The sequence below is a fragment of the Phyllobacterium sp. 1468 genome, assembly GCF_031455525.1.
Taxonomy (GTDB): Bacteria; Pseudomonadota; Alphaproteobacteria; order Rhizobiales; family Rhizobiaceae; genus Phyllobacterium.
In genome coordinates this window covers 17,960-42,689 of sequence record NZ_JAVDSX010000013.1, presented here as the reverse complement: position 1 = coordinate 42,689, position 24,730 = coordinate 17,960, and the positions used below count along the sequence as shown (strand labels likewise).

Here is a 24,730-nt window from a genome sequence, read left to right as displayed (position 1 = left end):
ATTTGAAACTAACCGCCGGCGACGCGCCCCGCTTCCAAAACGCGATTGTCCGTTAGGTCGACCAAGGCAAACATTTCTGCCAAACCCGTGCCGGGAGCCATGAAGCTGACGTAAAGCACCCGATGGCCCGCGCCTGGCTGGCCTTCGTCCGGTTCGGTCAACAATGCACGTCCCTCGAGTTTACTTGCCGCTTCGCGCAACTGTGGTTCTCCGCGGGCTAATGCAACTGCCCGCTCGATCTCGTCTGGGCTTTCCGGAGGCTGATATCCTTCGACGTCGGAGACCTCGATGACCTCTCCCTCGCGCAACAATGCGCGTACAGCCACATTGCGCGAATAGCTGTAGAAAGTCGCGTTCGCGAGCCGTCTTTCGGCAGGGCGATCATCGGTTCTCTTATCTTCTTCGACAAGACTAGCCTCAATAAATGCAAACCGATCACCCAGAGCGCGGCGCACCGCCGGAGCGCTGGCCGCCAGCTCGCCAAGCCGCATCGTGGCGGCTGGGGTAAGTAAGGTCACAACTTCGTCAGTCGGAAGAATTTCTATATTGGTTGCACCGCTCACAGTGGGCGGCCAACCTTGTTCAGGACCAGTGAATTCCAAAAGACGCGTTCCCGTTGGCGGCTTTGGTAACTCCTGCGAGTGAGCAACATCAACCGCTCCGGCCAACGCCCCAATCAGTATTGTCCAAATCAACGTCTGTCGGTTCATGTCTGACCCACCGAGTTGCATGAATACTGCGCTTGTCAGGATCAAGTTTGAGGAGACCCTGTCAAATCCCCAATGCCAAAAAAATGCATGCAATCTTAAGTAAGTACTACGATTTAATACTTCATTATCAGCCTGTGGCGATTATTAGTCAAGGTCTTTGCCTTGCCCATTCGGTGTAATCACGCACCATACCGTCCAGTTATTTTTGATCTTCTCCATCTTTTTGAGACGTGGCGACCTATCGATAATGGGAGCAAGCGCGCGGTCCAGTAAATCCGTCGGGCAAAGTCAGGACGGCTGCATCAAGCCGATTCATGAGTGGCCGGACGTGTTCTGCACCGACGCCCGATAGCCATCCTAAATAGATCAGTCAAGGGCGGGTTTCACGTTCTGCGACCCCGCTTTCAATGGACGCGCTGTTCTACGCGATTCATCAATCGACAGCGCCATCGGTCGAAATGTTTCGAGGTTGATGGGGCTGTTGACCGATGGCGGTGCGTCAGCAATGCTATTTGTTGAATTTAAACTCGGGCAGCTTTTGCAGTGCCTCTTTGGAGGCTCCCGCAAGAGTGATCTTGCGCCCGTCTTCACTGACGTTCAGGCTCTCATAGGGGATAGCGACCAAATAGCCGCCGAGCCCCAGGAAGCCACCAACCTGCAGAATTGCAAAGAGGCTCCGATCCTTTGTGATGACGAGATCGTCGAGGGTACCAATTTTCTCGTCCTTATCGTTCTGGATTGCTGTTCCGACCAGTTCCGAAGTTTGAAAACCCTGGGCCACCTCTTTAACATTGACTTCGATAAGCGCAACCGCGGCCTGCGCCAAGGTCTGGGGTGCTGCGGACGCAAACAGCACGGCGATTGACAGCATGGCAATTGACAGACCGCGGCGGCTTACGGGATGTGGGGACGGCCGCGGTAGTACTGGGCAGTTTGGATACGGGGCAATGTCGAGGAACAGCATGGCAAATCTCCTTGTGGCAAAGCACCGGTTTGCGATGCGTATTGACATATTGGTCTCGGTCCCGCCCCCTCGCCTTGACGATCGTCACTTCCCGGGACGTCGATCAAGCGGCCGCAGCAAGGAATGCCTGATCGATCGCCGACGACAGCGTTGCCACGCCATAGGGGCTGTCGTGGCGTATGCCATTCACGAAGAACGTCGGCGTTCCGTTAACACCGCTTCTCACACCGCCAATGAAATCTCCTCGGATCTTCGCCGCAAACCTATCCGATGCGAGCGCGTCACGCAGCTCTATCGGCGAAAGCTTGAGGCTCGCGGCAAGCGAAATGAGAAGCGGTATGCTCAATCGGTGTTGATTGGCAAAGATGGCTTGGTGCATTTGCCAGAAGACTCCGTGGGTGCCGGCGAATTCCGCCGCCTCCGCCGCCGCGCCAGCATGCGGATGGACCTCGACCATGGGGAAATGCCGGTAGACAAGGCAAAGCTGGCTCCCAAAGTGCACCAGGATCTGCGCGAGGATTGGCTGCGCCGCAGCACAATGCGGACACTCGTAATCGCCATATTCGACGATCGTAACTATTGCCTTGTCGTCACCCAGCATGTGGTCAAGCGACGTTACGGGTACTCTTAGCTTTGCCATGTTTCTTCTCCAACGAAGGAAGCGCTTCAAGCGCATCAAGGATACCGTCTGCGCCTGGATTGATCGCGATCGGCGAACACATTGCGCCGAAGATGAGCAGCCAGCGTCCGTGGCTGGTTCTGAGACCAAGGGCGGCGCCGAGCATCAAACCGCCGGAGATGAGCGCCCAAGCCGCAACCATGAGGACGAAGGCCAATACCGTAATGCCTGGAAGGAGCGCCGCTGCGACGCCAATCGCGATCCCGAACAGGCCATTGAGCAGTAGCAAGCCCCAGCGTTCGCCCCTGCGGGCGCCTCGCACTGACAGCACGATACTGAAGATACCATCGACGAAGCTATACGCGGCAAAGACGATTACAAACGCGAGCATTGTCGCAACGGGTACAACGAAGGCGGCGATGCCAAATAGGATCGCCAATACACCCCGCAGCGCAACGATCCACCAATTGTCTGCAAGCATCGCATTTCGTGCGCACTCGAGGTCTGGATTGTAGGACTGGAACCAGGTCATGGGCCACCTCGTCGGTCTGTACGCTTTTTGCTAACTGCACTGCCCACTGTAGTGGCGAGTGGAAGCTATAGCCTTGACGATTGTCAACGACGGCAAGATCGCGGCGTTTCAAGCACAGCACGTCATCAGATGCCGACCCGTTCCTGAAGTTCTGGATTGAGCTCGGCACGAAGGGTTGTAATGATGCGCCCTTCCTCTTCCTGGGTGAGACCACACAGCAGAAGCGATTGGTCAGCAAGCGCAAGACCGGCCGCAAGATTTTCGGGGAAGACGACTTTCGCGCCGGCCTTAACAAGAGCCGCGATATCCCGTTCATCGGCCGAACTGGCCACGCAGGGAATTGCCGTCTGCTGCTCGCTCGCAAAATTCAGGATTCTTTCGACGGCGGAGTGCCATCAAACGTGATGATGACCAGCCTGGCCTTTGCAAGCCCTGCGGCGGACAAGATCCGACGATGGGCGGCATCGCCGTGGACGATGGTATGGCCTTGGCGTTGGGCTTCTTTGAAACGCCCGAGATCGGCCTCTATGGCGATGTGCGGTACATATTTGCTGTAGTCTGTCAGTACCCCGTCGATCTTTCCCTGTTCCTTCAAAAATTCCGACGTTGCTGCGATCGCCTTAACCGTATCGCCGCCAAGAAATTTGCTCGAAGCCTGTTCGTTCAGCGTCGGAAAGACATAGCCCTTCAACAGTGCCGGGACCTCTTCCACTTTCGCGCCGGTCAACCGACTTATCGTTTCCGCCTGCACTGAGGATGCGGACCAAGCATCCGGCTCGTCCAGATAGTCGGCATAGGCCTTTCCCGTCACCTTTACAAAGTCACGGACCGCATCGGGATGGGCCTCGGCAAACTGCGTCCGCACGATCCAGGCATCGAATGTTGGGGGCCCCCATGCGGCTACCCTGGCGGAATCGGCGATGATCTTGCCGCTCGTCCGAATTTGCCCAAGAGCCGGATCCCAGACGTAAGCGGCGTCAATGTCGCCACGTTCCCAGGCCGCAGCGATTTCTGGCGGCCGCAGGTTCAGGATCTCAACGGTTTTCGGATCAACCTTTTCATGTTTCAAAGCCGCAAGCAGACTGTAGTGGGTTGTCGAGACAAACGGCACAGCAACCTTCTTGCCGGCAAGGTCAGCAATGGTGGTTACATTTGCACCGTTGCGCGCAACAAGGGCCTCAGACTCTCCAATCAATCCCACGACGAAAATGGTTTGTATCGGCAGTTCACGGCTGGCTGCAGCCGCCAAGGGGCTCGAGCCAACGTAGCCGATATCAACCGAGCCCGAAGCAACCGCGGCAATAACATCGGCGCCGGAGTCAAATTTGCGCCAGTCGATCTTTGAACCGGTTGCCGTTTCATAGGTCCCGTCAGCTTGTGGAATTTTGGAAGGTTCGACGACCGTTTGATAGCCAATGGTGATCTTGAGATCGTCCGCCCGCGCCAGACCGAAGCTCCCGAAGGCCACAGCAACAGTCGATGCAAGGAGGAGATGGCGCCGATTTAACATTGTTTTGCCCCTTGTTGAATTACAGTATCAACACTTTCGCTATCTCGACCGGAGTGAGTTACAAACGCCCAAATTTGCAGTTCAGATCAAAAAAAAATTCTTCAGCGGAGATCGGTTCGATGGTTCGTTTCTGCCTGGTTCGGAGACCTTGGTTCTGAAATACGTTTCCCTTTACACTATCGATCCAGTAGACTTAAATTGAGGGCAAGGGTTCTCAGTAAGCTCGGCACGAAAATCAGTCGGTTTCTAAACCACGGAGGACGTGACATGACAGGTGATCACTTAATTTCAGCGCTTTCGACACGCCCACAGGCTGGCTCGCGAACAAGTGCAGTTGTTCAAGATCTCATTCAATCCGTCGATGAGTTGTTCGGTTTCAATTCCGGTTTCTTCGAACTCGCCGATCTAAGTGCCAGTCTCCGCGCCGCATCGTTCCGAGTGGAACTTGCAGGCTCCGCGAAATCCGCGATCGACAGTATCGAACAGTCAAAACTTCTGATTATTGGCGTGTCGGTGAAGGTGCCAACCGGCTACCCGGCGCTTTTGCGGTATCTGTTTGAGATGGCCGATCCGACGGCTCTTCGCGGAAAGTCGACCCTGCTGGTTGAAACCCACTGCAATGCATACACGGCACAAAGCACTGAACTCGACATAGACATGCTCATGCGGTCGTTTGGGCTGAATGTGTTGTCGACTATGCGGATATCTTCGAGAGACTTGTTGCAGGGCGTAGTGCCGGGCGATGGCAAGTTCCAAGCAGTGGTCGATGCCATATATGACGCCGGATTCAACTGTGATGGTATCGTAGGAAGCCAAGTTGAGCGCGGTGTGCATTTCAGTTGATAGACTTCGCTGTTTTTGCAGTCTGTGGCTCGTTTACACTTGCAATGATATTGCCAACTTCATCGTCGGCGTTGCTAGACTACCCCACCCTCGCTTTCCAACCGGAGTATCCGGCTGCAGAAATGTGCGACGGCGTGGCCAAGGAAGACGTATTCATAAACCTTGATTAGATATTGAGAGGCAGGCCCGTTGCATGAACAGCAATTCGGACTTTCTGTGGTACATTCCAAACGACGTGAAAGCTGGTCACCGTGGAGATTTAGCCGTTGATGACCACAACAGCCTAACGACATTGACCATCCAGGCGAAGGCGCTCGAGGACTCCGGCTGGAAGGGTGCGCTTATCGGAACCGGTTGGGGGCGACCTGATACGTTTACGGTGGCTGCGGCGCTCGCAGCACGGACCACTACGTTTGAGCCGCTCATCGCCATCCGGCCCGGCTATTGGCGGCCGGCGAACTTTGCTTCCGCAGCGGCCACTTTAGACCAGTTGACAGGTGGACGTGTCAGGGTCAACATCGTGTCGGGCTTGGACAATCTCCCGGCATATGGTGACAGCGAAGGTTCTCAGGTAGACCGCTATGCCCGCACCAAGGAGTTTATGCGGCTGGTAAGAAGACTCTGGACCGAGGAAAATGTTTCGTACAAAGGCGAACATTTCGAGGTAACGGAATCCACGGCGGCACCCCGCATTGAGGTACGGGGCAATAGGCAGCACCCCAAATTTTACTTCGGCGGCGCTTCCCCGGCGGCGGAACGGGTCGCCGCTACCGAAGCTGACGTTCAGCTCTTCTGGGGTGAGCCGCTTGACGGCGTCCGAGAGCGGATCGATCGGCTCAGGGTTTTGAGTCAGGAATTGGACCGTGACCTGCCACCGCTGCAATTTGGGTTGCGGATAACCACCCTGATCCGTGACACCGAGGACGAAGCCTGGAATGACGCCGAAGCAAAAGTTGCAGAGATGGCCAAGACCAAAGGTGCCGGTTGGAACGATCATCGGCAAGCAATCGCCGTTGGCCAAAAACGTCTGCTCGATTTAAGCGCACGGGGCGATGTACTCGATGACAATCTCTATACTGCTCCTGGAAAATATGGCGGTGGCGGTGCAGGGACGACATGGCTGGTCGGTTCCGCCGTAACCGTAGCTCGATCTCTACGCAAATATGAGGAACTGGGCATCTCGCACTTCGTGCTCTCCGATACACCGTACTTATCTGAGATCAAGAGGCAGGGTGAACAATTGTTACCTCTGCTGCGCGACTAAATCGGCAATCACAGCTCCCGGCCGAAAACACCCTTTAGAGTAGTCGGCCGCTCGAGCACGTCCAGCTTGGGTCGCCCAGGTTAAAATCCCGTCCCGCGGCGCTCTTGCTTCGACGCATTTTGTCAATTATCCGAACACCTCAAACGTCAGACAGTCCTATTTAATCTGAAAACCAAGGAATTTGACTGCACTGGATATTAGATCGCGGTTTTTCAGCGCTTCTTTCGTGCCGATGCGTCGGCTCATCTGTTCAGTCCAATCAATTGCCGGCAAAAGCTGTATTTTCTGAAAGGCTCGCAGTATCTGGTTATAGCCGCTGAAATCCTCATTGTCTGAATTGGCTACGTATTGTTCACGGTGAAAGACCGTTGATCGTGGCAAACGAGGTTTGACATCCGTTTTGATCCCCGGGTCCGGATACCCGACAGTCAAGCCGAATACCGGAAAGACCTCCTTCGGAAGTGCCAACTCTTTTGCAATCGCCTCCGGGTTGTTTCGCAGAGCGCCAATATAGCAGGTTCCAAGTCCTAGCGACTCGAACGCTGTGACAGCGTTTTGCGCGGCAAGCGCGGCATCGATGACGCCAAGAAGGAAACTCTCCAAATAATCCAATCCCTCGCCCGGCGACCCCTGCGCATTGCTTATGCCTCTTAAGCGGGATAGATCAGCCAACCAGACCAGCAGCAAAGGAGCCTGATCGATTTGCTTTTGATTTCCCGCGACGGCGTTGATCCGCGCCTTTCGGTCCTTGGCTTCAACCGCCAACACGCTCCAAGCCTGAAGATTAGACGAAGTCGGCGCAGATTGCGCCGCGGATATCGCAAGCTCCACTGCCGTGGCCGGAACCGATTGCGGGAGGTAAAACCGTACGCTCCGATGTGCAAGGAGTGTTTCAATGGCTGTTGTCACCGGGAGCGGTTCGGACAAATCATGTTGCGTCCCGTATCGGTGCTGCAGCAGCGTGCTGATCCGATCAATGCCTGGTTGTCGTGACGTGTCGAGGCGGTCGCTTGCGCGTGTGGACATCGATCTAGTTTCCTGTTTGCGGCCAAGCCGGACGTTCAATGCGGACTGACCCGCCAGCGAAGAAAATGGGCTTCCGCAGCTGCAGCAAGCCTGTTTAGCGTGAAGCCGACCAGACCGAGAATGATTACTCCTACCATGACCAGCGCCATGTCGAAACGTTCGCGGCCTGCGATAATCAATCCACCCACGCCTCTGCCCACAGCTAGAAAATATTCCGCTCCGACAGTCGCAAGCCAGGAATAGATCAGTCCGAGATGAACCCCAGTCGCAATCGAAGGTAAGGCCGCGGGAAGAAAAATGCGGGTGATGCGTTGCAGGGGCGTGAATTTCAACGCCTGCCCGACTTCAATGAGGTCACGCGGCGTATTGCGCATGCCCTCATAGGTGTTGAGCACAACCGGGATGAAAGCAGCAATGGCAACGAAAACGATTTTTGCCTGCTCGCCGAAACCGAACCAAATCGATATCAGCGGAATCCAGGCCAATAATGATATCTGTTTCAGGCTATTGAAAGTCGGCGTGATCAGTGCATCTGCTGGACGCGACAATGCCAGCAGCGTCGCGAAGACAATACCGATTGTTGAGCCAATGATAAAGCCCGCCACGTTGCGAAACAGGCTGACGCCAAGCTCGCCGATGAGATCATTGTCGATCAACTCACGCTTGGCGGTCAAAAATACGTCTTCCAGGGACGGCAAAAAACGCGCGTCTACCAGACCGGTACGGCTCGACACTTCCCAGACAACCAGCAGTAGCACGGGAATGGTCAGACCGCGCCGAATCTTGACCGCTCGCCTTGTTTGGAGGCTTACGATGAATGACATCAACTCCCCTCCTCCTGCTTCCAGCGCTGCAGTGACGTTTCCGAGATATCGAGAGCTTTATCCATTGTGAACCCGATAATACCGATGGCAATCATCGCCACCATGACGACGTCGAGCCAGAACATCTGTCTGCCCCAGACGAGCAGGTAGCCAAGACCCTCCGAGGAGGCGAGCAACTCAACCCCGACAAGAGCGGTCCAGGAATGAGTGAGGCCATAGCGGATCCCGGTAAAAATCGACGGTGCCGCACCGGGCAGCACGATTATACGCAAGGTCTGCCAACGGCTGAACTGCAGCGCATGGCCGACTTCAACGAAATTAGCGGGAACTGAACGGATGCCGGCCGCCGTGTTCATCGCCATTGGTACAAGTGCTCCCTTGGCGATGACAATAATCTTCAACGTTTCGCCAATGCCAAAGATCAACATGAGCAAGGGAATCCAGCCAAGCGTTGGGATCTGCGCAAAGGCAAGAAAGAGCGGTCTTACATAGTCGTCGACCCGTTGTGATAGGCCCATTCCCATGCCGAGCGCCAAACCCGCAACTGCACCGAACAGGAAGCCGATCACCACGCGACGCAGACTGACGCCCGCATGATAGAAGATTTCGCCGGAGGTGGTCATCTCCACAGCGGTGGAGTAGACATAGGCAGGGGACGGCAATATCTGCTCCGGCAACCAACCCCGGTCCGATGCGATCCCCCAGGCTAGAAGCAGGCCAATGGGCAGGATCAAGGCGATGGCGACACGGCGCAGTCCGCTGCGGCGTTTCGCAGGCGCATGTTCACTGGAGACAATGCTGGATACGATGCTCATGCGATGGGACGCCAGACTCGCGCAGTGCCCGGACTACGAGCCAAACGGCTTGCCGTTTGCCCCATAGGCTTGCCAGAAATTCTGGAGCCCCAGCTTCTGCAGCGAAGCATTGAGATATTTCGGCTCGAACCAGCCATCGGTGCTGATCTCGCGACGGATCAGACCGAACTCCTTGGCTTTGACGCCCTGCTCCTGATACTGCGAGACGAGCAGATCATCAATGAGAGGCGAATTGCGGTAGGCCAATTTGTCGTTCTTGAAGTATTCTTCAAGAATTGGGATCGATGTGCCGGATTTGTGCCACAGATCGAATAGTGCTGCCCGATTCTGCTCGTCGGACGACCACTGTGCTGCCTTCACGAATGCATCCACAACCCGCTGGGTAATCTCCGGATGTTTTTCGATGAAGTCCTCACGGGCCACGATACCGGCATTGCGGCCAAAGCGCGGGTCGTCTCCCTTCGTGGTATAGATCACCTTGGCATTGCCCTTATCGGCAAGATTGATCAGCGCCGTATCGCCAAATGCCGCATCGATATCCTGGCTCGTGAGAGCGGCGACCGTCCCTGCGCTATCGAGATTGATGACTTGAAGATCTTTCTCAGTCAGGCCATTGGCCTCCAGGATCTTGATTGCCGCCAGATGTCCATTGGTGCCGCGTTGATAGGCAACTTTCTTTCCCTTCAGATCCGCGACCGACTTGATCCCGGAATCCTTGGCGACCGCCAGATACAGAGGTTTGCGTGCACCGCTTGCCAGAAGGTATTTGGTCTTCAAGCCATTTGCGCGGCCAATCAGAGATGGCAAATCACCCTGATAGGCGAAGTCGAGCTGGTCATTGGCAAAGGCCTCGTTGACGGCTGGACCTGCACCCTTGAAGAAAAACCATTCGATCTTGATATTCGGATCGCCAGCAAATTCTTTCTCAAGATATTCACCCGCTCTCGCTGTTGCCGCGGAAGTGCCTTCAGAATAAGGACGGCTGTCGAGGCCGATGGCGGCATAGCCCACGTTGATCGTCAGCGGTTCCTCGGCAATAGCCGGAAGCGTAAACGCGGAAAAGGCGAATGCGGCCATGACGGCGCGCCGGGTGAAATTGGATGGGTTCATGTCAAATCTCCGTCGATGAGTAGAGGGGTCGGCCAGCGGATTTAGCGCGCAAGGCGGCATGGACCGGGTTTGCCTTGAAAGCGGGACGTTCCTTTGCGCTTAGCCGTTCAATCGAGTTTTTCGGCTGATCGTCGCCAGTCGTGCTGTTAAGAATATCGAGTACGTGATTGCGAATATTGGCTAGTTGCGCGGAAGTTCGCTCGCGCGGATGCGGCAGATCCACAGCGACGATTTCCCGGATTCGGCCAGGACGCGGCGACATGATCACGACTCGGTCACCAAGATACACAGCTTCATCCACGTCGTGCGTGACGAGCACCATGGTAATCTGCTCCCTTGCCCAGATGTCCTGTAGTTCCCCTTGAAGGCGAGCTTTGGTGATGGCGTCCAAAGCGCCGAAGGGTTCGTCGAGAAAGAGCACATCCGGCCGGTTGACCAGACCCCGTGCGATCCCGGCGCGTTGCGCCATGCCACCGGACAACTGGTGCGGATAGGCATTTTCAAAGCCGGTCAAGCCAACCAGCGCGATCTGTTTTGCAACGAGCTCGCGTTTTTCCGCCCTCGAACAGCGTGCGTTTTCGAGACCGAGCGCGACGTTGCGCTCGACTGTCAACCATGGAAACAAGCGGGGCTCCTGAAACACGATACCGCGATCAAGACTGGGACCAGTGACTCGTGCTCCATCGTGTTCAATAGAGCCGTCGTGGTGCAAGTCGAGACCGGCACCGAGGCGCAGCAATGTCGACTTGCCACAACCACTGGCCCCGACAATGGTGACAAACTCCCCCGCTGCAATATCGAGGCTCACATTATCGAGCGCCGTGATCGTATTTCCATTGACCTGGAAACGCCGGCTGACATTGTTGATTTTCACATGCGCAACGCTCGGCATGACTGCTCCTTCTTGGATTAAGTTTATTCGGCAGCGACAGCTGGTTGAGCAGGATGACGCGGCTCATGCAAACCCAGATGGCTGCGCAGTGTACGCCCCTCATATTCGGTGCGGAAAAGGCCGCGACGTTGAAGTTCCGGCACGATGTGTTTAACGAAATCGGTAAGGCCGAGTGGCAAATGCGGCGGCATCACGTTGAAGCCGTCGGCAGCACCCGTGGTGAACCAATCTTGCATCTGATCGACGATTTGGGTCGGAGTGCCCACGATTTGCCAGTGCCCCCGCGCGCCGGCGACACGCAAATAAAGCTGGCGGATTGTCAGGCTTTCGCGACGCGCTAGATCGACCAACAGTTTTTGGCGGCTTTTACTGCCATTGGTTTCGGTGACATCAGGCAAAGGTCCGTCCAGCGGGTATTCCGACAGATCGACATCGCCGCCTATGCCATTTAGCAAGGACAGTCCGACGATGGGATGGATGAGTTCCTGTATCTGCTCAAATTTTTCCTGAGCTTCCGATTCGGTCTCGCCCACAACCGGGAAAATACCAGGCATGATTTTAAGGTCATCCGGTGAACGACCAAAACGCGCCAGTCGCCCCTTGACATCGCTGTAGAACGCTCGTGCATCCTCCACAGTCTGATGCGCCGTAAAGACGACTTCTGCGGTGCGCGCCGCCAGATCCTTGCCCGGCTCCGACGAGCCAGCTTGGACGACAACAGGATAGCCCTGTGGAGACCGCGCGACGTTTAGTGGTCCACGCACCTTAAAGTGCTTGCCGCGATGATTGAGAAGATGCTGTTTGGCCGGATCATAGTAGATACCACTTTCCTTATCGCGCAAAAATGCATCTTCCTCCCATGTATTCCAAAGCCCCCGAACAACATCGGCAAATTCTTCGGCGCGTTCGTAACGCTCCGCGTGCGCGACGTGGTGATCGCGGTTGAAGTTGTGCGCCTCGTCTTCACTGGCCGACGTTACGAGATTCCAGCCGGCGCGCCCTCCGCTTATGTGATCGAGCGACGCAAACTTGCGGGCTATGTGATAAGGCTCATTGTAGGTCGTCGATGCCGTAGCAACAAAGCCCACGCGCTCGGTCAGGGCAGAAAGAGACGAAAGAAGGGTCAGCGGTTCGAACTGCGCCACGTAACGGATCGCGGTGCGGCTCAGCGCATCAGTATCGGTTCCGCGGGTGCCGACGCCATCAGCCATAAAAATCAAATCGAATTTCGCCGCTTCGACAATGCGCGCGAGTTCGGCATAGTGGGCGAAATTCGATCCGGCGTCGGCTTGTGCTTGCGGGTGTCGCCAAGCGGCGATGTGATGTCCCGTCGGATAAAGGAATGCCCCCAGTTTCAACTGACCCGCTTGCTTGCTCATAGTCGGTTTCCCAATGAACTTTCATTTTGAAAAACCTAAGCGTCATTTTTTAATCTCGACAGAAATGGTATTCTTTAAATTCTATCGATTTAGGTTTTCTTGTTTAAGCCGAGCCGAGCCTACTTAGGAACTTGAACCGTGGTTGCAATTTGAAATCGGCAGGCAACGAGACGACCGCTCAGATGGCTCGACCCCTCAGCGCGAGCAAACCCGATATTTTCCACAATTTGCCACTCCGGATTCAAACCAACCTGCAATCTGCTTGCCGTCGACAGGTGGCAGAAGTGGGGTCGAGCTCCGGCGGAGCCCATCGTCATGATGGAATAGCTGAACCCAATGCCGACTTCCATCGATGTATACACTTGAAAATTCTATTTTACATTTGTATGGTATTCGAGACCCCTTATCGATTCCGACGGAAAACTTCATGAGCCGTGCCCTTTTCATCCGTGGAGCCCATGACGCCTATGTAGCGCCATTCAATCTGCGCGAAGGACGTCCGGGGGAAGTGCTCATTGACGTCGCCTCGGTCGGCCTCTGCGGTTCGGATCTGCATTATTACAAGGATGGCGGCATTGGTTCTGCGGTCGTCAAGGAGCCGTTCGTGCCGGGTCATGAGTTCGGCGGTTATCTGTGCGAAGACTTGGACGAACTTGCGCTTGCGCGCGGGGCGCTCGTTGCCGTGGATCCAAACAAAGCCTGCGGGCGCTGCGAGTACTGCGAACGGGGTCATCCCAATCTTTGCCCGAATGTTGAATTCATTGGTGCGCCACCATTCGACGGGGCGATGACCGAGCGTATCTGGGTTCCGGTATCGCAGATCGTGGCGCTGCCGGAGGATTTCACGCCGCTTCAGGCGGTGATGCTGGAACCGTTGGGCGTCGCCATTCACGCGGTTGATCTTGCCAAACCGCGGCTGCTCGAGCAGGTGGCGCTTATCGGCAGCGGTCCCATCGGATTATTGATCCTCCAGGTCCTGAAGGCCGCCGGGGCAGGTGAGATTCTGGTCATCGACCCGCTTGAGCACCGCCGAGAAATGGCTGCCAGGCTTGGTGCAGCGCGCACGGGGACATCGGTGGATGATATCCGTGAGTGGACCGGTCGCGTAGGTGCGCCACTGGTCATCGAGGCCACCAATTCTCCGTTTGGTTTCCGCGATGCCGTTCTCGCCGCGAAGATCGGCGGTCGCATTGTCTTGGTCGGCATCCCGGACGGCGATATCTACACGCTGCCGGCCGCTGAAGCGCGTCGCCGTGGTCTTAAAATCAAATTCGCGCGCCGGATGGGGGAGGTCTATCCGCGTGCAATCGAACTCGTCGCTGGAGGAAAGGTCGATGTCGCGTCACTTGTGACGCATGAGGTCGGCCTGGACGAGGCGCCCGACACATTCCGCAACCACGCGGATAATGCGCCGGGTTACATCAAGAGCTTGATCTATCCGAATGGAGTAACAAAACTGGGAGGATGACGTGAGGAAACTTTTATATGCATCGCTAAGCGCTGTGGCGCTTCTGGCTGGCGCAGTATCGCTGCCGTCGGCGGCTCTCGCCGATTGGCTGGAAACGGCCGCGCAGCCCTTCAAGGGCAAAGAGATTAATGTGATTTTCCTGGATCGTCCGGGCTATCGCGCGATAATCAAGCTGCTGCCGGAGTTCGAGAAGAAAACCGGTATCAAGGTCAATTACGAGATCGTGCCCTACGAGAACACCCGCGAGAAGCAGGTGCTCAATTTCACCTCGAATGGCGACCTGACGATCGCGCTGGTCGATCTCGTCTGGATCGGCGAGTTCGCCGAAAACGGCTGGATTACGCCGATTGACGAATTCACGGCCGATAAATCCATCACCGATCCCAATTTGAAACTCGAGGGCTTCTTCCCGCTCCTGATCGATGCGTTCGGCTCGTGGGGCGGCAAGACCTACGGTCTACCGTTCGACAATTACTCGGGGCTTCTGTTCTATAACTCCTGCCAGTTGAAGGAAGCGGGCTTCGAGAAGCCACCGGCAACGTGGGACGAGCTCATGAAGGATTACGCACCCAAGCTGACGGACGCGTCAAAGAATCATTACGCCTTCGCCCTGCAGTCTCTGCGTGGAGAGACACAATCGGCTGACAGTTTCATGCGCGTGCTCTGGCCCTTCGGCGGCTCGCTGCTGAACAAGGAATTCAAGTCAAACCTGCTTAGTCCCGAGAGCCAGAAGGGTCTGACATTCCGCCAGGATCTGATGAAATACATGCCCCCGGGGATCGTCAGTTTCGACCACGCCGAGGCGGTCAATGCTCTGGCGCAAGGCCAGGTCTCGATGATCACCGAGTGGTCAGCATTCTACGGCACCTTGACCGATCCGGCGACTTCGAAGTTGGGTGATTGTCTGGCAGTTGCTCCGGAGCCGGCTGGTCCGGCCGGACGCCTGCCGGCTCTTGGCGGCTTTTCACTGGCTGTTGCCGAGCAGGCCCCGGACGATCTCAAGAAGGCTTCCTGGCTCTTCATCCAGTGGGCAACGTCCGAAGAGATCGCCCGTCCCTATGTCGAAGCCGGGGGTGTTTCCGGCCGTACGTCCATCTACGAGCAGCCCGACATCAAGGCGAAGTACAAGTTCGTCGAACCGATGGTTGCCTCCTGGCAAAAGGGCGTGCCTGAATTCCGTCCGCGGTTCCCAGCCTGGCCAGCGATTTCTGAAGTTGTAGCCGAATGGGGATCCAAGATGATGCTGGGCGAGGTCACAACTGAAGCCGGCGCCAAGGAAATTGGAACGCGTATGGAGGATATCCTGGCCAAAGAAGGTTATTATGATGGCAAGAAGGAATTGCTGCAGTAAGCAAGCCTTCAAAAGTGGCGGCGGGTGGATTCACCTGCCGTTCTTTTCACATAGCATATCTTGTACCGGGAGAGTGCCGTGCCCAAACTCTACAACCATGCGCTGCAGGAACTGGCTGGTGTTTTCGACCGCATCGATGAGCAGGCGGTCGATGCTGCAGTTGCCGTGATCGCTGATGCAGGAAGAATCGCGCTCTATGGTGTTGGGCGTGAAGGGCTGCAGATCAAAGGCTTTGCCATGCGGCTCCATCATCTGGGGTTGCAGGTAGCAGTTGTCGGGGATATGACGACGCCACCCTTGGGTGACGGCGATCTGCTGATCGTCTCCGCTGGACCAGGGAGCTTCTCAACCGTTCTTGGTCTGATGGGCGTGGCCGCCGCCGCGAGTGCCAAGACGCTCGTCGTCACCGCGCAGCCTGATGGCGACGCGGCCAGACGCGCGGATCATGTCCTTACCATACCCGCACAGACCATGGCCGACGATCGGGGCCCGCTCGTTTCTGTGCTGCCGATGGGATCGCTGTTTGAGGGCGCGCAATATATTCTCTTCGAGGTGATGGTCCTGAAACTCCGGGAGCGACTCGGAATTTCCACTGAAGCCATGCGGGCCAACCACACCAATCTCGAGTAATTGCGCATCGAGCGAACGTTCGAGCAGGGGAGGTAGATTTCGTGGCCCAGACACAGGCAAAACTCAATCCGGGATATGGCCGCTGGACGCCGTTCTGGTTTCTGGCGCCGGCGGTATTTGCCCTGCTCGTCATCGGCATTTACCCGACGATTTCGGCCCTCATAACATCGTTCAGGCGCTTTAACATCACCCGCCCGCGCGACGGATTTCCCTTCGTCGGGCTGGATAATTACGTCAACGTGCTTTCCGACCAGACATTCTGGCAGTCGCTCGGTCTGACGGCGCGTTTCTTCCTGACCGTTCTACCATTCGAGCTCTTCTTCGGCCTCTGCATCGCGCTGCTTTTGCATCGGCCGGGCCTTGGCATGTTGCGAGCTCTCGCACGCGTGTCGCTGGTGGTGCCGCTGGCCACAACCTATGCTGTCGTCGGCTTGATCGGACGGTTGGTCTTCAACCGCGATTTCGGCATTGCAAATCAGTTTCTCAACGCAATCGGCGTTGGCGGGCTCGACTGGTTAGGTTCGACAACCGGAGCATTCATTGCGATTGCCGTCATGGACATCTGGCAGTGGACCCCTTTCTGCGCGCTGATCTTCCTCGCCGGCCTGTCCATGGTGCCGGTGGAGATAGAGGAAGCGGCTCGGCTCGAAACCAGTTCCAAGACCGCGATGCTGCGCCATGTACAGCTGCCATATCTGCTGCCGGGCCTGACCGCGATGCTGATCCTGCGGTCGGCCGATATCCTCAAATTGTTCGACATGGTCTTTGTGATGACCCGGGGCGGGCCGGGCTCGGCGACGGATCTTGTGTCCATCTACATTCAGCGCGTGGGATTCCGCATCTTCGACATGGGCACAGCTTCGGCGCAAGCCATCCTCCTTCTGATAGTGACGATCGTGCTCAGCCGGCTTTATATCAAGCTCATCTACAAGGAGATCGAATGATGTCCATGACGCTTCGCCGCATCCTGCACGGTCTGGGCCTGCTCGTCGTCCTGTGTTTCACGCTGTTTCCGTTTTACTGGATGGTTTCATCCAGCTTCAAGGACCAGACCGACCTGCTGGCGTCACCGCCGGTATGGTTTTTCACGCCGACACTGTCCAACTACACTGATATTTTTGCCGACGAGAAAGTGTTCGGCGCAATCATCAATTCATTGATCGTCGCAACGCTGACGACCGCGCTGTCGGTCGTTCTTGGCGCACCGGCAGCCTATGCGCTGGCGCGTTTCAACTTTCGCGGCAAATCCGATCTCTGGTTCTGGTTCATCTCAAACCGGATGATCAGTCCTATCGTTCTGGCTCTGCCCGTCTATGTACTTGCGCTGCAATTGAAGCTGCTTGACACACACATCGTATTGGTCCTGATCTACCTGACGTTCAATCTGCCGATTGTCGTCTGGATATGTACCGATCAATTTCGTTCAATACCCATCGAACTGGAACAGGCAGCGCGTCTCGATGGAGCGGATCAATTCACGATCTTCCGGAAGATATACGTTCCACTCGGGCTTCCGGGGATAGCCGTCTCCGCGATTTTCAGCTTCATCTTTTCTTGGAACGAGCTTCTCTACGCGCTGGTGCTCACACGCAGAAACGTGCAGACGGCTCCGGTGATAGCGACGAGCTTCATGTCCGGTTATGAGTTGCCCTGGGGCAAGATCATGGCGACGGGGACTGTGATCGTGCTGCCCGTGACGATCTTCGCGCTCCTCGTTTCCAAGCACATGGTCCGCGGGCTCACGATGGGTGCAACGAAATGACGAAAGCCAAATCCATACCCCTCGGGATCAATCTCTCGTTTTGCGTGAAACGTTGGGTGACGCCGGATCTTTGGGCGCCGATCGTGCGCGAACAGCTTGGCCTGGATCTGGTGCAATTTTCGTTCGATCTCGTAGATCCGGCGTGGCCAGAAGATATTCTCAGAGACTGCGCCAGAGATATCCGGCGAGCAGCCGGCGACCACGGGATCAGCATCCACAGCGCCTTTATCGGGCTCGCACATTACACGTTCAACCAGCTGCTCCACCCCGATACGCGTGTTCGCGATGTGGCGGAAGAATGGATGAAGAAGGCTTATCGCTTTGCCGCCAGTGCAGGGATCGAAAGAGTTGGCGGGCCTCTGGGTGCTGCTGCCTCGAAGGTTGACGGCGCTGAAGCGAACAGCATTCCGGAGCGCGATTATCGTGATCTGATCCTGCGAATGCGACGCCTTTCTGAGGCGGCGAAGGAATACGGCATCGTGGAGCTCTACGTGGAGCCGACGCCCATGCGCCGAGAATGGCCGTGGACCGTGGAGCAAGCCGGGCGCATGGCGGCAGACGTTGCAGATACGGCAGTTCCGTGGAAATACTGTATCGACTGGGGGCATGCCACATTTCAGCCGCTGTACGGCAAGGATCATGCAACAATGGGCGAATGGTTTCGGCCGCTAGCGCCCCATATAGGCATGATCCATCTGCAGCAGACGGATTTCCAATTCGATCGGCATTGGGATTTCACAGAGACGGGAGCGGTCATTCCAAAGGAGGCGGCGCGCCAGCAACGGGAGTTCGGCCTTGGCGACAGGCCGATTTTCCTTGAAGTATTCTACCCGTTCGAACGGGATGACGCCTCGATCCTTCAGGCGCTCAGCCATACGACTACGATCCTCAAACCGGCCTTTGCCTGAGAACACCATTGAACGAATTCAGTCCAGACGAAGTACTCTCAAACCCCGCCGCCGATACCGAGCAAATTCGCGCACGGGTTGCCTGGTACTACTATGTCGGTGGTCTGACCCAGCAGGAGATCGCCGACAAGCTGTCGATCACACGGCTTCGCGTCAACAAGATCGTCGTTCAGGCGCGAAATGACGGACTGGTCAGTGTCGATATCAAGATGCCGCTTACCCATTGCGTGGCGTTGGAAGAGAAGCTGAAGGGACGCTTTGGCTTAATCGACTGCTCGGTTGTGCCCTCGGTATCTCAAGTAGAAGACCTGCACCGCGTTTTGGGCCACGCTACCGCTGCCATGCTCGATCCGCTCCTTGTCGATGGCGAGGGTTTTGGCATCGGCTGGGGGCAAACGCTTTCGGCCGCGCGCAGACATCTGACGCCGCGCCGTCTGACCAATGCCTGGGTTGCTGCGCTGATGGGTGGCCTGACACGTGGGTCCGGCACGAACACTTTTGAGGTATCAACGGAATTTGCCCGAATTCTTGGGGCCGAATGTTATTACGTCGCAGCACCCATCTACTGTCCCTCGAGCGAGAGCCGCACCACATTGCTGACCCACTACGGCTTGGCAGAAGCGATGCAACGTGGCCGCAATACCGCTGTGGCGCTCATCGCCTGTGGTGACCTCTCCGACCATTCGCTTCTGGTAAGGACACAGATCGTGACCGAGAATCTGCCGACGCTCAGAGAGGCCGGTGCCGTCGGCGACATCCTCGGTGTATTCCTCGATCAAAACGGAGAACCTGTCGATCATCCCTTGAACCAGCGTGTGATGGCGATGCGTCCCTCGGACCTCAAGCTCATTCCGTCATCGATCCTTGCGTCCGGCGGCATGCACAAGGCGCTTATCATCAACGCGGTGTTGCGAGCGGGCTATGTCAATCGCCTCGTCACGGACGAAGACGTGGCGGAAGCGATCTTGAGGAACGCCGCATGAAAATGGCGACAATGGTGAGTGAACAATGAAGCATCTGCTTGCAATCGACGTAGGGACGCTGTCCGCGCGGGCTGGCCTTTTCGATGGCGAGGGCCAACTCATGGCTGTTGCATCCGCTTCATTCAAACTGTTGACGCCGGCAGAACATCATGCGGTGTACCGTATGGACGATATTTGGAACGCCGTTTGTCTTGCGGCGATGGAATGCCTGTCGCAGCGGCCTGAACTTACATCCTCAGTCGCCGGTCTGGCTTTCGACGCCACCTCGTCCGTCTATATCGAAGCGGAAGGCGAGCCGCCTCTCGATGGAGGCGGCGATGTGATCTGCTGGATGGATCACCGGGGCGAAGTTGAAGCGGCGGAAGTCGATGCAACTGGCCATCGCTTTCTCGATCATGTCGGCGGCTCGCTTTCGCCGGAAACCAATCTGCCAAAGCTGCTTTGGTTGAAGCGGCATAGACCGGCGGCGTGGGCGCGGATAAAAGGCGCGCGCGACCTCTGTGACGAGCTCGCGCGCCGCGCGACAGGAGAGGACCGTCATTCCGTATGCGGGCTCGCTTGCAAATGGCCCTATCTGCCAGACGAAGCTGATCCATGGTGTCAGGATCTGCTCGACGGATTGGGTATCGGTGGTCTGACAAAGCTCGGGAAACTCGGCGTCACACCAGGCAAGGTCGGAGAAGTGCACGGCAATGTATCAGCCTCAGCTGCCGCGGCCATGGGCGTGCCACAAGGCATACCGGTGGCTGTGGGTCTTATAGACGCAGAGGCCGGGGCGCTGGGTGTTCTTGGTCGAGATTACTTGAAGCGCATGAACAATCTGCTGCCGATGGTTGCCGGTACATCGACCTGCTACATGCCATTTGCGCCAGACCCGCGCCATGTTCCAGGTGTGTGGGGCCCGTTCAAGGACGCGGTATTTCCCGGTTACTGGATGCACGAAGCGGGCCAAAGTCTTTCCGGCACGGCGCTCGACGCGGTGCTTGAGCATCATCCCGCAAGTCCCGGACAGCCGAGCAGCACGCTTCACCTCGAAACTGCCAACCGGATCCTGCAAATCCTTGAACAGGAAGGAGCCGCCTTTGCGGCGGCGCGCCACATTGTTCCGGACTGGCTCGGCAACCGCGCTCCGCTGGGTGACGGACGCGTCCGGGCGCTGGTGACAGGCATCGGGCCCGAAACGGGGGAGCGCTCCTTTCTGGAAGCCTATTACGCCACGGCACGTGCGCTTGCTTTGCAGACGCGGCACATCATCGAACACTTAAACAGCCATGGCCAATATGCGATCGACAGTTTGGCTTTGGCGGGCGGTCAGCTGAACAATCCACTGCTTGTCCGGCTCTATCGGGATGCGACCGGAGCGAAACTTGTCATTAGCGACATCAGGGAACCGGTGCTACTTGGAACCGCCATGGTAGCTGCTGTCGCTGCGGGGCTTCATCCAGATTTGTTCGCCAGTCTCGAAGCCATGGCACCCCGGCAAAAAACGCTCGACACCGATCCTCGGTGGTGGCGGGCACATGACGCTGCCTATCGCATCTATCTGAAGCTTTTCGCCATAAGAAACGAGGTTGAAACCGCGGGTCGCGCGCTTGCGACCCTTGTGCCTGTCAAAGAATCCGGAGTTTGCTGAATGTCTTTTCTTCGTCTCGACAATGTGGTCAAGCGCTATGGTGAACATTCGGCCGTCCAGGGTGTGAGTTTCTCGGCAGAGAAGGGCGAATTCGTTGTCTTTGTCGGGCCTTCCGGGTGCGGAAAATCAACGCTCCTGCGAATGATTGCCGGTCTAGAGGAGATCAGCGATGGCGATGTCCTCATCGACGAAAAGATTGTTACCCATGTGGAGCCGGCACGCCGCGAAGTGGCGATGGTGTTTCAGTCATATGCACTTTATCCGCATATGAGCGTGTTCGAAAATCTTGCCTTCGGGCTCCGAATGGTCAAGACGACGGAGGACAAGATCAAGCAGCGCGTTGCTGAAGCGGCGCGGATATTGCAAATCGAAATGCTGCTTGAGCGCAAGCCTCGCCAGCTTTCAGGTGGTCAGCGCCAGCGCGTGGCAATCGGCCGGGCAATCGTGCGCAATCCGAAGCTTTTTCTGTTCGACGAACCGCTTTCCAACCTCGATGCAGAGCTGCGCACCCAGATGCGTGTCGAGATTGCCAAGCTTCACCGCGCTCTCGGCGTTACCATGGTTTATGTCACGCATGACCAGATCGAGGCGATGACGCTTGCGGACCGGATCGTGGTCCTGCGGGCGGGGCTCGTCGAGCAGGTCGGAACACCGACTGAACTTTATGACAATCCGGCAAATATTTTTGTCGCGGGATTTATCGGCTCCCCAAAAATGAACTTTATCCCGGCCGTCGTTACGGAAGTGGCGGAGCGCCAGCTGACTGTCTCCTGCCCCGCCTTTGCCGGCGGTACGCTGACTGTCGCCACGAAGCGCCAGCATCAGGTGAAGACTGGCGACACAGTGACGGTGGGCATGAGGCCCGAGCATCTTGAGCTGCAATCGGCCAGACCGGTGCTGACTTTGAAAGCGGATTTCGCCGAGTACCTTGGCGGTGCGAGCCAGATATACGCTCAGCCCGAGGGTGCGCCGATGATAACGATCGTCGTTCCAGGCCGTCCCGCAATCGCAAGGAACGACACTTTGCCGATTGGAATTGCGCAAGAGCATATTTACCTGTTCGACAGTCAGGGCCTCGGAATCTGATGGCAACTTTTCTCGGCATTGACGTCGGCACCTCCTCCGTCAAGGCGATTCTGGTCGATGAGGATCAAAGGCTGATCGCCGAGGGATCAGCGCCCCTAGAGGTCTTGCGGCGTCGGCCAATGTGGTCGGAGCAGAACCCTGAAGACTGGTGGAATGCTGCCCATACGGCCGTGGGCCATATCCGAGAAACAGCCCTGTCCGATTTCCTGGAGCTGCAATCTATCGGTCTGTCCGGGCAGCAGCACAGCTCGACGTTACTGGACCGCCACGGCTCAGTTCTGCGCCCCGCGATTCTTTGGAACGATGGGCGCTGCGGGCGTGAATGCGCTGAACTCCTCGAGCGGATCCCCGATTTCTTCGCCCGTGCCTCGAACACGACCATGCCGGGCTTCACGGCACCCAAGCTGCTCTGGGTTGCGCGGCACGAGCCTGAACTTTTTGCAAAGGTCGCAAAGGTTCTGTTGCCCAAAGACTACCTCCGATACCGTCTCTCGGGGGAGTACGTATCGGACAAGTCCGACTCGGCGGGTACTCTTTGGCTCGATATTGGACGGCGCGTATGGGATGACGTTCTGCTGCAGGGCGGTGGCATGCGGCGATCGCAGATGCCCGACCTTGTCGAAGGGTCCGAACTCTCGACCCACCTTTCCGCCGAGGTGGCAGCTTTGTGGGGCCTCACCGGACGCAAGATTCCGATTGCCGGTGGCGGCGGAGACAATGCATCGTCAGCGGTGGGTATCGGTGCCGTCAGCTCGAGTGACGGGTTTTTATCGCTCGGCACCTCGGGCGTGCTGTTCGTATCGACCGACCGGCCGGTTGCCCTGCCGGAGCGCACACTGCATGGGTTTTGCCATGCGCTGCCGGAGCGTTGGCATGGGATGGTCGTGACACTCTCGGCTGCGTCGGCATTGTCCTGGCTGGGCGCCTTAACGGGTCATGGTCGCGATGTCGCCGGTCTGATCGAAAAGGCAAAAATCTTTGCCTCGGATCCTGCACGTCGCGAGGCCGCACCCGTCTTTCTGCCCTATCTCGCGGGAGAGAGGACGCCTCACAACGACCCGAACGCAACGGCGAAATTCGACGGTTTGCGAACGGAGCACGAGGTCGGTGCACTGGCCTATGCCGTTCTGGAGGGGGTTGGCTTCGCGATGGCGGATGGACTCGAGGTATTGAAGGCGGCAAACGCCGCGCCGCGATCCTGCATGCTGGTTGGCGGCGGGTCTCGTAGCAGCTACTGGAACAGCCTACTTGCAGATGTCCTCGGTCTGCCGCTCGATTTGCCTGAGGGCGCCGAGATTGGAGCGGCGTTGGGCGCAGCACGCCTGGCAATGCTGGCGGTTGGTGCCGGGACGATGGAGGTGGTCTGCCGGAAACCCGCTGTTCGCGTCCGGTTCGAACCCGATCAGCACGAGGCGGCTGTCCTCCAGGTTCGTCGACAACGTTACCTCCACATGTATTCACCTGCGGCATAGAGATCCAACAAAGCGGATGCCCGGTTCTAAGTCCGATCGTGAAATGGACAACGATGGACAGATCAACCTTGGTTAGCGTGTCGGCGACGCCATTTTTTATGTGCCTCGTGCCCAATCCCTCGAGCGCAGGTGGACCATTCCGAACACCGCTTTGACGCCTCACGTCTCATGGTACCCTTCTGCGCTATCGTGCTGCTCTAGGAAAAACCCTGTGTTTCGCGTACCGGTGTCCGTTGAAGAATTGCGAAGCCCGGACAGCACATCAGACTAGTCCGGGCGTAAACAAGATCAAGCTGGCCATACTGATTGCAGCTTTTCCCCCGCAAGAATCCGGTCGCGGGCGGCCGCTTCGTTTTTTCCAAGTTCATCGGCGGAATCGGCAACGTCGCGGAGCCGTTCCTTGGGTATTGCAACAACACCATCGATATCGCCAAAAATGATATCGCCGGGGCGCACCGTCACTTTGCCAATCTTAATCGGTACCTGGGATTTCTTCGGTTCCTTCTTTCCTGTCACACCGACAGGACTTGCCGAGGTTCCAAACAGCGGATAGCCCAGCGCGCGAACCTGAGCCAGGTCGCGAACCGTGCCGTTTACGATCGTAGCAGCGGCGCCACGTGTCTTCGCCCCCGTACTCATCAGTTCGCCAGAGCACGACCCATCGGCGCAGGAGGCGTCACACACCAGAATTCCGCCCTCGGGCGTGTTGTCTATCGCATTGTGGTAAACATCCTGGGGTTCACCCTTGCGATCGGAAGGTTCGAACAAAACCGTGACGGCCGGACCGCACACCACATCGCCGGGATCAAGCGCACCGAGAAGGGAGACCCCCTCCAGGTAGCCCCATAGGCCAAGATGCTCCATGCTATCGTGGACATCGCCGGAGTACCATTTCTTAAGGCGCTCTATCGAGCGCCAATCCGTGTCCGAATAGTTGAAATCAGGCATT

Annotated in this window: 25 protein-coding genes; 12 read left to right on the top strand and 13 right to left on the bottom strand. The window is 57.0% G+C overall.

Features of this window, described 5'->3' with window-relative positions; all coding sequences use genetic code 11:
- Positions 1 to 8 precede the first annotated feature (8 nt).
- From J2X72_RS23840 to tauA, 6 genes are all read right to left on the bottom strand, one after another.
- On the bottom strand, positions 9 to 518 hold the full coding sequence (locus tag J2X72_RS23840) for a hypothetical protein (protein ID WP_210005195.1): 510 nt from the start codon (positions 516 to 518) through the stop codon (positions 9 to 11).
- Between the two features lie 700 nt (positions 519 to 1,218).
- Positions 1,219 to 1,674, bottom strand: coding sequence for a PRC-barrel domain-containing protein (locus tag J2X72_RS23835; protein WP_310076062.1), 456 nt, complete (start codon positions 1,672 to 1,674; stop codon positions 1,219 to 1,221).
- A gap of 103 nt (positions 1,675 to 1,777) precedes the next feature.
- Positions 1,778 to 2,314: a DsbA family protein gene (locus tag J2X72_RS23830; protein ID WP_210005192.1), complete on the bottom strand. Its 537-nt coding sequence runs from the start codon at positions 2,312 to 2,314 to the stop codon at positions 1,778 to 1,780.
- Positions 2,280 to 2,825, bottom strand: a complete 546-nt coding sequence (locus tag J2X72_RS23825; protein WP_210005190.1) for an HdeD family acid-resistance protein — start codon at positions 2,823 to 2,825, stop codon at positions 2,280 to 2,282. Before J2X72_RS23825 ends, J2X72_RS23830 begins: the two co-directional genes overlap by 35 nt.
- Positions 2,826 to 2,950: 125 nt before the next feature.
- The gene (locus J2X72_RS23820; RefSeq protein WP_210005189.1) at positions 2,951 to 3,157 is read right to left on the bottom strand and encodes a hypothetical protein; all 207 of its coding nucleotides are present in this window, start codon (positions 3,155 to 3,157) and stop codon (positions 2,951 to 2,953) included.
- Between the two features lie 35 nt (positions 3,158 to 3,192).
- Positions 3,193 to 4,335 (bottom strand): taurine ABC transporter substrate-binding protein, encoded by a 1,143-nt coding sequence (gene tauA, locus J2X72_RS23815; protein ID WP_310076057.1) that lies wholly within the window; start codon positions 4,333 to 4,335, stop codon positions 3,193 to 3,195.
- A 267-nt stretch (positions 4,336 to 4,602) separates the two neighbouring features.
- On the opposite strand from tauA, the gene J2X72_RS23810 reads away from it, so the two are divergent.
- Both J2X72_RS23810 and J2X72_RS23805 read left to right on the top strand, forming a co-directional pair.
- Positions 4,603 to 5,178, top strand: a complete 576-nt coding sequence (locus tag J2X72_RS23810) for a hypothetical protein (protein ID WP_310076054.1) — start codon at positions 4,603 to 4,605, stop codon at positions 5,176 to 5,178.
- A 193-nt stretch (positions 5,179 to 5,371) separates the two neighbouring features.
- Positions 5,372 to 6,442, top strand: coding sequence for an LLM class flavin-dependent oxidoreductase (locus J2X72_RS23805; RefSeq protein WP_310076051.1), 1,071 nt, complete (start codon positions 5,372 to 5,374; stop codon positions 6,440 to 6,442).
- A gap of 156 nt (positions 6,443 to 6,598) precedes the next feature.
- On the opposite strand, the gene J2X72_RS23800 is transcribed toward J2X72_RS23805, so the two are convergent.
- From J2X72_RS23800 to J2X72_RS23775, 6 genes are read right to left on the bottom strand one after another with little or no spacing between them, the layout of a single operon-like run.
- On the bottom strand, positions 6,599 to 7,468 hold the full coding sequence (locus tag J2X72_RS23800; protein WP_210005188.1) for an NADPH-dependent oxidoreductase: 870 nt from the start codon (positions 7,466 to 7,468) through the stop codon (positions 6,599 to 6,601).
- Between the two features lie 35 nt (positions 7,469 to 7,503).
- Entirely contained in the window at positions 7,504 to 8,292 is a 789-nt protein-coding gene (locus J2X72_RS23795; RefSeq protein ID WP_310076047.1) for an ABC transporter permease, read from the bottom strand.
- Positions 8,292 to 9,107, bottom strand: a complete 816-nt coding sequence (locus J2X72_RS23790) for an ABC transporter permease (protein WP_210005186.1) — start codon at positions 9,105 to 9,107, stop codon at positions 8,292 to 8,294. The genes J2X72_RS23795 and J2X72_RS23790 overlap by 1 nt, the downstream gene beginning before the upstream one ends.
- Before the next feature lie 33 nt (positions 9,108 to 9,140).
- Positions 9,141 to 10,184 carry an ABC transporter substrate-binding protein gene (locus J2X72_RS23785; RefSeq protein ID WP_310076160.1) on the bottom strand — a complete coding sequence of 348 codons (1,044 nt, stop codon included), beginning with the start codon at positions 10,182 to 10,184 and terminating at the stop codon, positions 9,141 to 9,143.
- Positions 10,185 to 10,218: 34 nt separating this feature from the next.
- Positions 10,219 to 11,109, bottom strand: coding sequence for an ABC transporter ATP-binding protein (locus J2X72_RS23780; RefSeq protein ID WP_210005184.1), 891 nt, complete (start codon positions 11,107 to 11,109; stop codon positions 10,219 to 10,221).
- A gap of 23 nt (positions 11,110 to 11,132) precedes the next feature.
- Positions 11,133 to 12,488, bottom strand: a complete 1,356-nt coding sequence (locus J2X72_RS23775; protein WP_210005183.1) for an LLM class flavin-dependent oxidoreductase — start codon at positions 12,486 to 12,488, stop codon at positions 11,133 to 11,135.
- 427 nt (positions 12,489 to 12,915) lie between these two features.
- Between J2X72_RS23775 and J2X72_RS23770 the strand changes: the two genes are divergently transcribed.
- From J2X72_RS23770 to xylB, 10 genes are all read left to right on the top strand, one after another.
- Entirely contained in the window at positions 12,916 to 13,956 is a 1,041-nt protein-coding gene (locus tag J2X72_RS23770; protein WP_210005180.1) for an alcohol dehydrogenase catalytic domain-containing protein, read from the top strand.
- 1 nt (position 13,957) lies between these two features.
- On the top strand, positions 13,958 to 15,307 hold the full coding sequence (locus J2X72_RS23765) for a sugar ABC transporter substrate-binding protein (protein WP_210005178.1): 1,350 nt from the start codon (positions 13,958 to 13,960) through the stop codon (positions 15,305 to 15,307).
- Positions 15,308 to 15,385: 78 nt separating this feature from the next.
- On the top strand, positions 15,386 to 15,937 hold the full coding sequence (locus J2X72_RS23760; protein ID WP_210005176.1) for an SIS domain-containing protein: 552 nt from the start codon (positions 15,386 to 15,388) through the stop codon (positions 15,935 to 15,937).
- Between the two features lie 41 nt (positions 15,938 to 15,978).
- On the top strand, positions 15,979 to 16,881 hold the full coding sequence (locus J2X72_RS23755; RefSeq protein WP_210005175.1) for a carbohydrate ABC transporter permease: 903 nt from the start codon (positions 15,979 to 15,981) through the stop codon (positions 16,879 to 16,881).
- The gene (locus J2X72_RS23750) at positions 16,878 to 17,699 is read left to right on the top strand and encodes a carbohydrate ABC transporter permease (protein WP_310076039.1); all 822 of its coding nucleotides are present in this window, start codon (positions 16,878 to 16,880) and stop codon (positions 17,697 to 17,699) included. Before J2X72_RS23755 ends, J2X72_RS23750 begins: the two co-directional genes overlap by 4 nt.
- Positions 17,696 to 18,607, top strand: coding sequence for a TIM barrel protein (locus J2X72_RS23745; RefSeq protein ID WP_310076036.1), 912 nt, complete (start codon positions 17,696 to 17,698; stop codon positions 18,605 to 18,607). The genes J2X72_RS23750 and J2X72_RS23745 overlap by 4 nt, the downstream gene beginning before the upstream one ends.
- A gap of 8 nt (positions 18,608 to 18,615) precedes the next feature.
- The gene (locus J2X72_RS23740; RefSeq protein WP_210005172.1) at positions 18,616 to 19,590 is read left to right on the top strand and encodes a sugar-binding transcriptional regulator; all 975 of its coding nucleotides are present in this window, start codon (positions 18,616 to 18,618) and stop codon (positions 19,588 to 19,590) included.
- Positions 19,591 to 19,615: 25 nt separating this feature from the next.
- Positions 19,616 to 21,223, top strand: coding sequence for an FGGY-family carbohydrate kinase (locus J2X72_RS23735; RefSeq protein WP_310076033.1), 1,608 nt, complete (start codon positions 19,616 to 19,618; stop codon positions 21,221 to 21,223).
- On the top strand, positions 21,224 to 22,309 hold the full coding sequence (locus J2X72_RS23730; RefSeq protein ID WP_210005167.1) for an ABC transporter ATP-binding protein: 1,086 nt from the start codon (positions 21,224 to 21,226) through the stop codon (positions 22,307 to 22,309).
- Positions 22,309 to 23,781 carry a xylulokinase gene (gene xylB / locus J2X72_RS23725; protein ID WP_210005165.1) on the top strand — a complete coding sequence of 491 codons (1,473 nt, stop codon included), beginning with the start codon at positions 22,309 to 22,311 and terminating at the stop codon, positions 23,779 to 23,781. Before J2X72_RS23730 ends, xylB begins: the two co-directional genes overlap by 1 nt.
- A gap of 288 nt (positions 23,782 to 24,069) precedes the next feature.
- Here xylB and J2X72_RS23720 read toward each other — a convergent pair whose 3' ends face one another.
- Positions 24,070 to 24,729, bottom strand: coding sequence for an RraA family protein (locus J2X72_RS23720; protein WP_210005163.1), 660 nt, complete (start codon positions 24,727 to 24,729; stop codon positions 24,070 to 24,072).
- Between the last annotated feature and the right edge of the window lies 1 nt (position 24,730).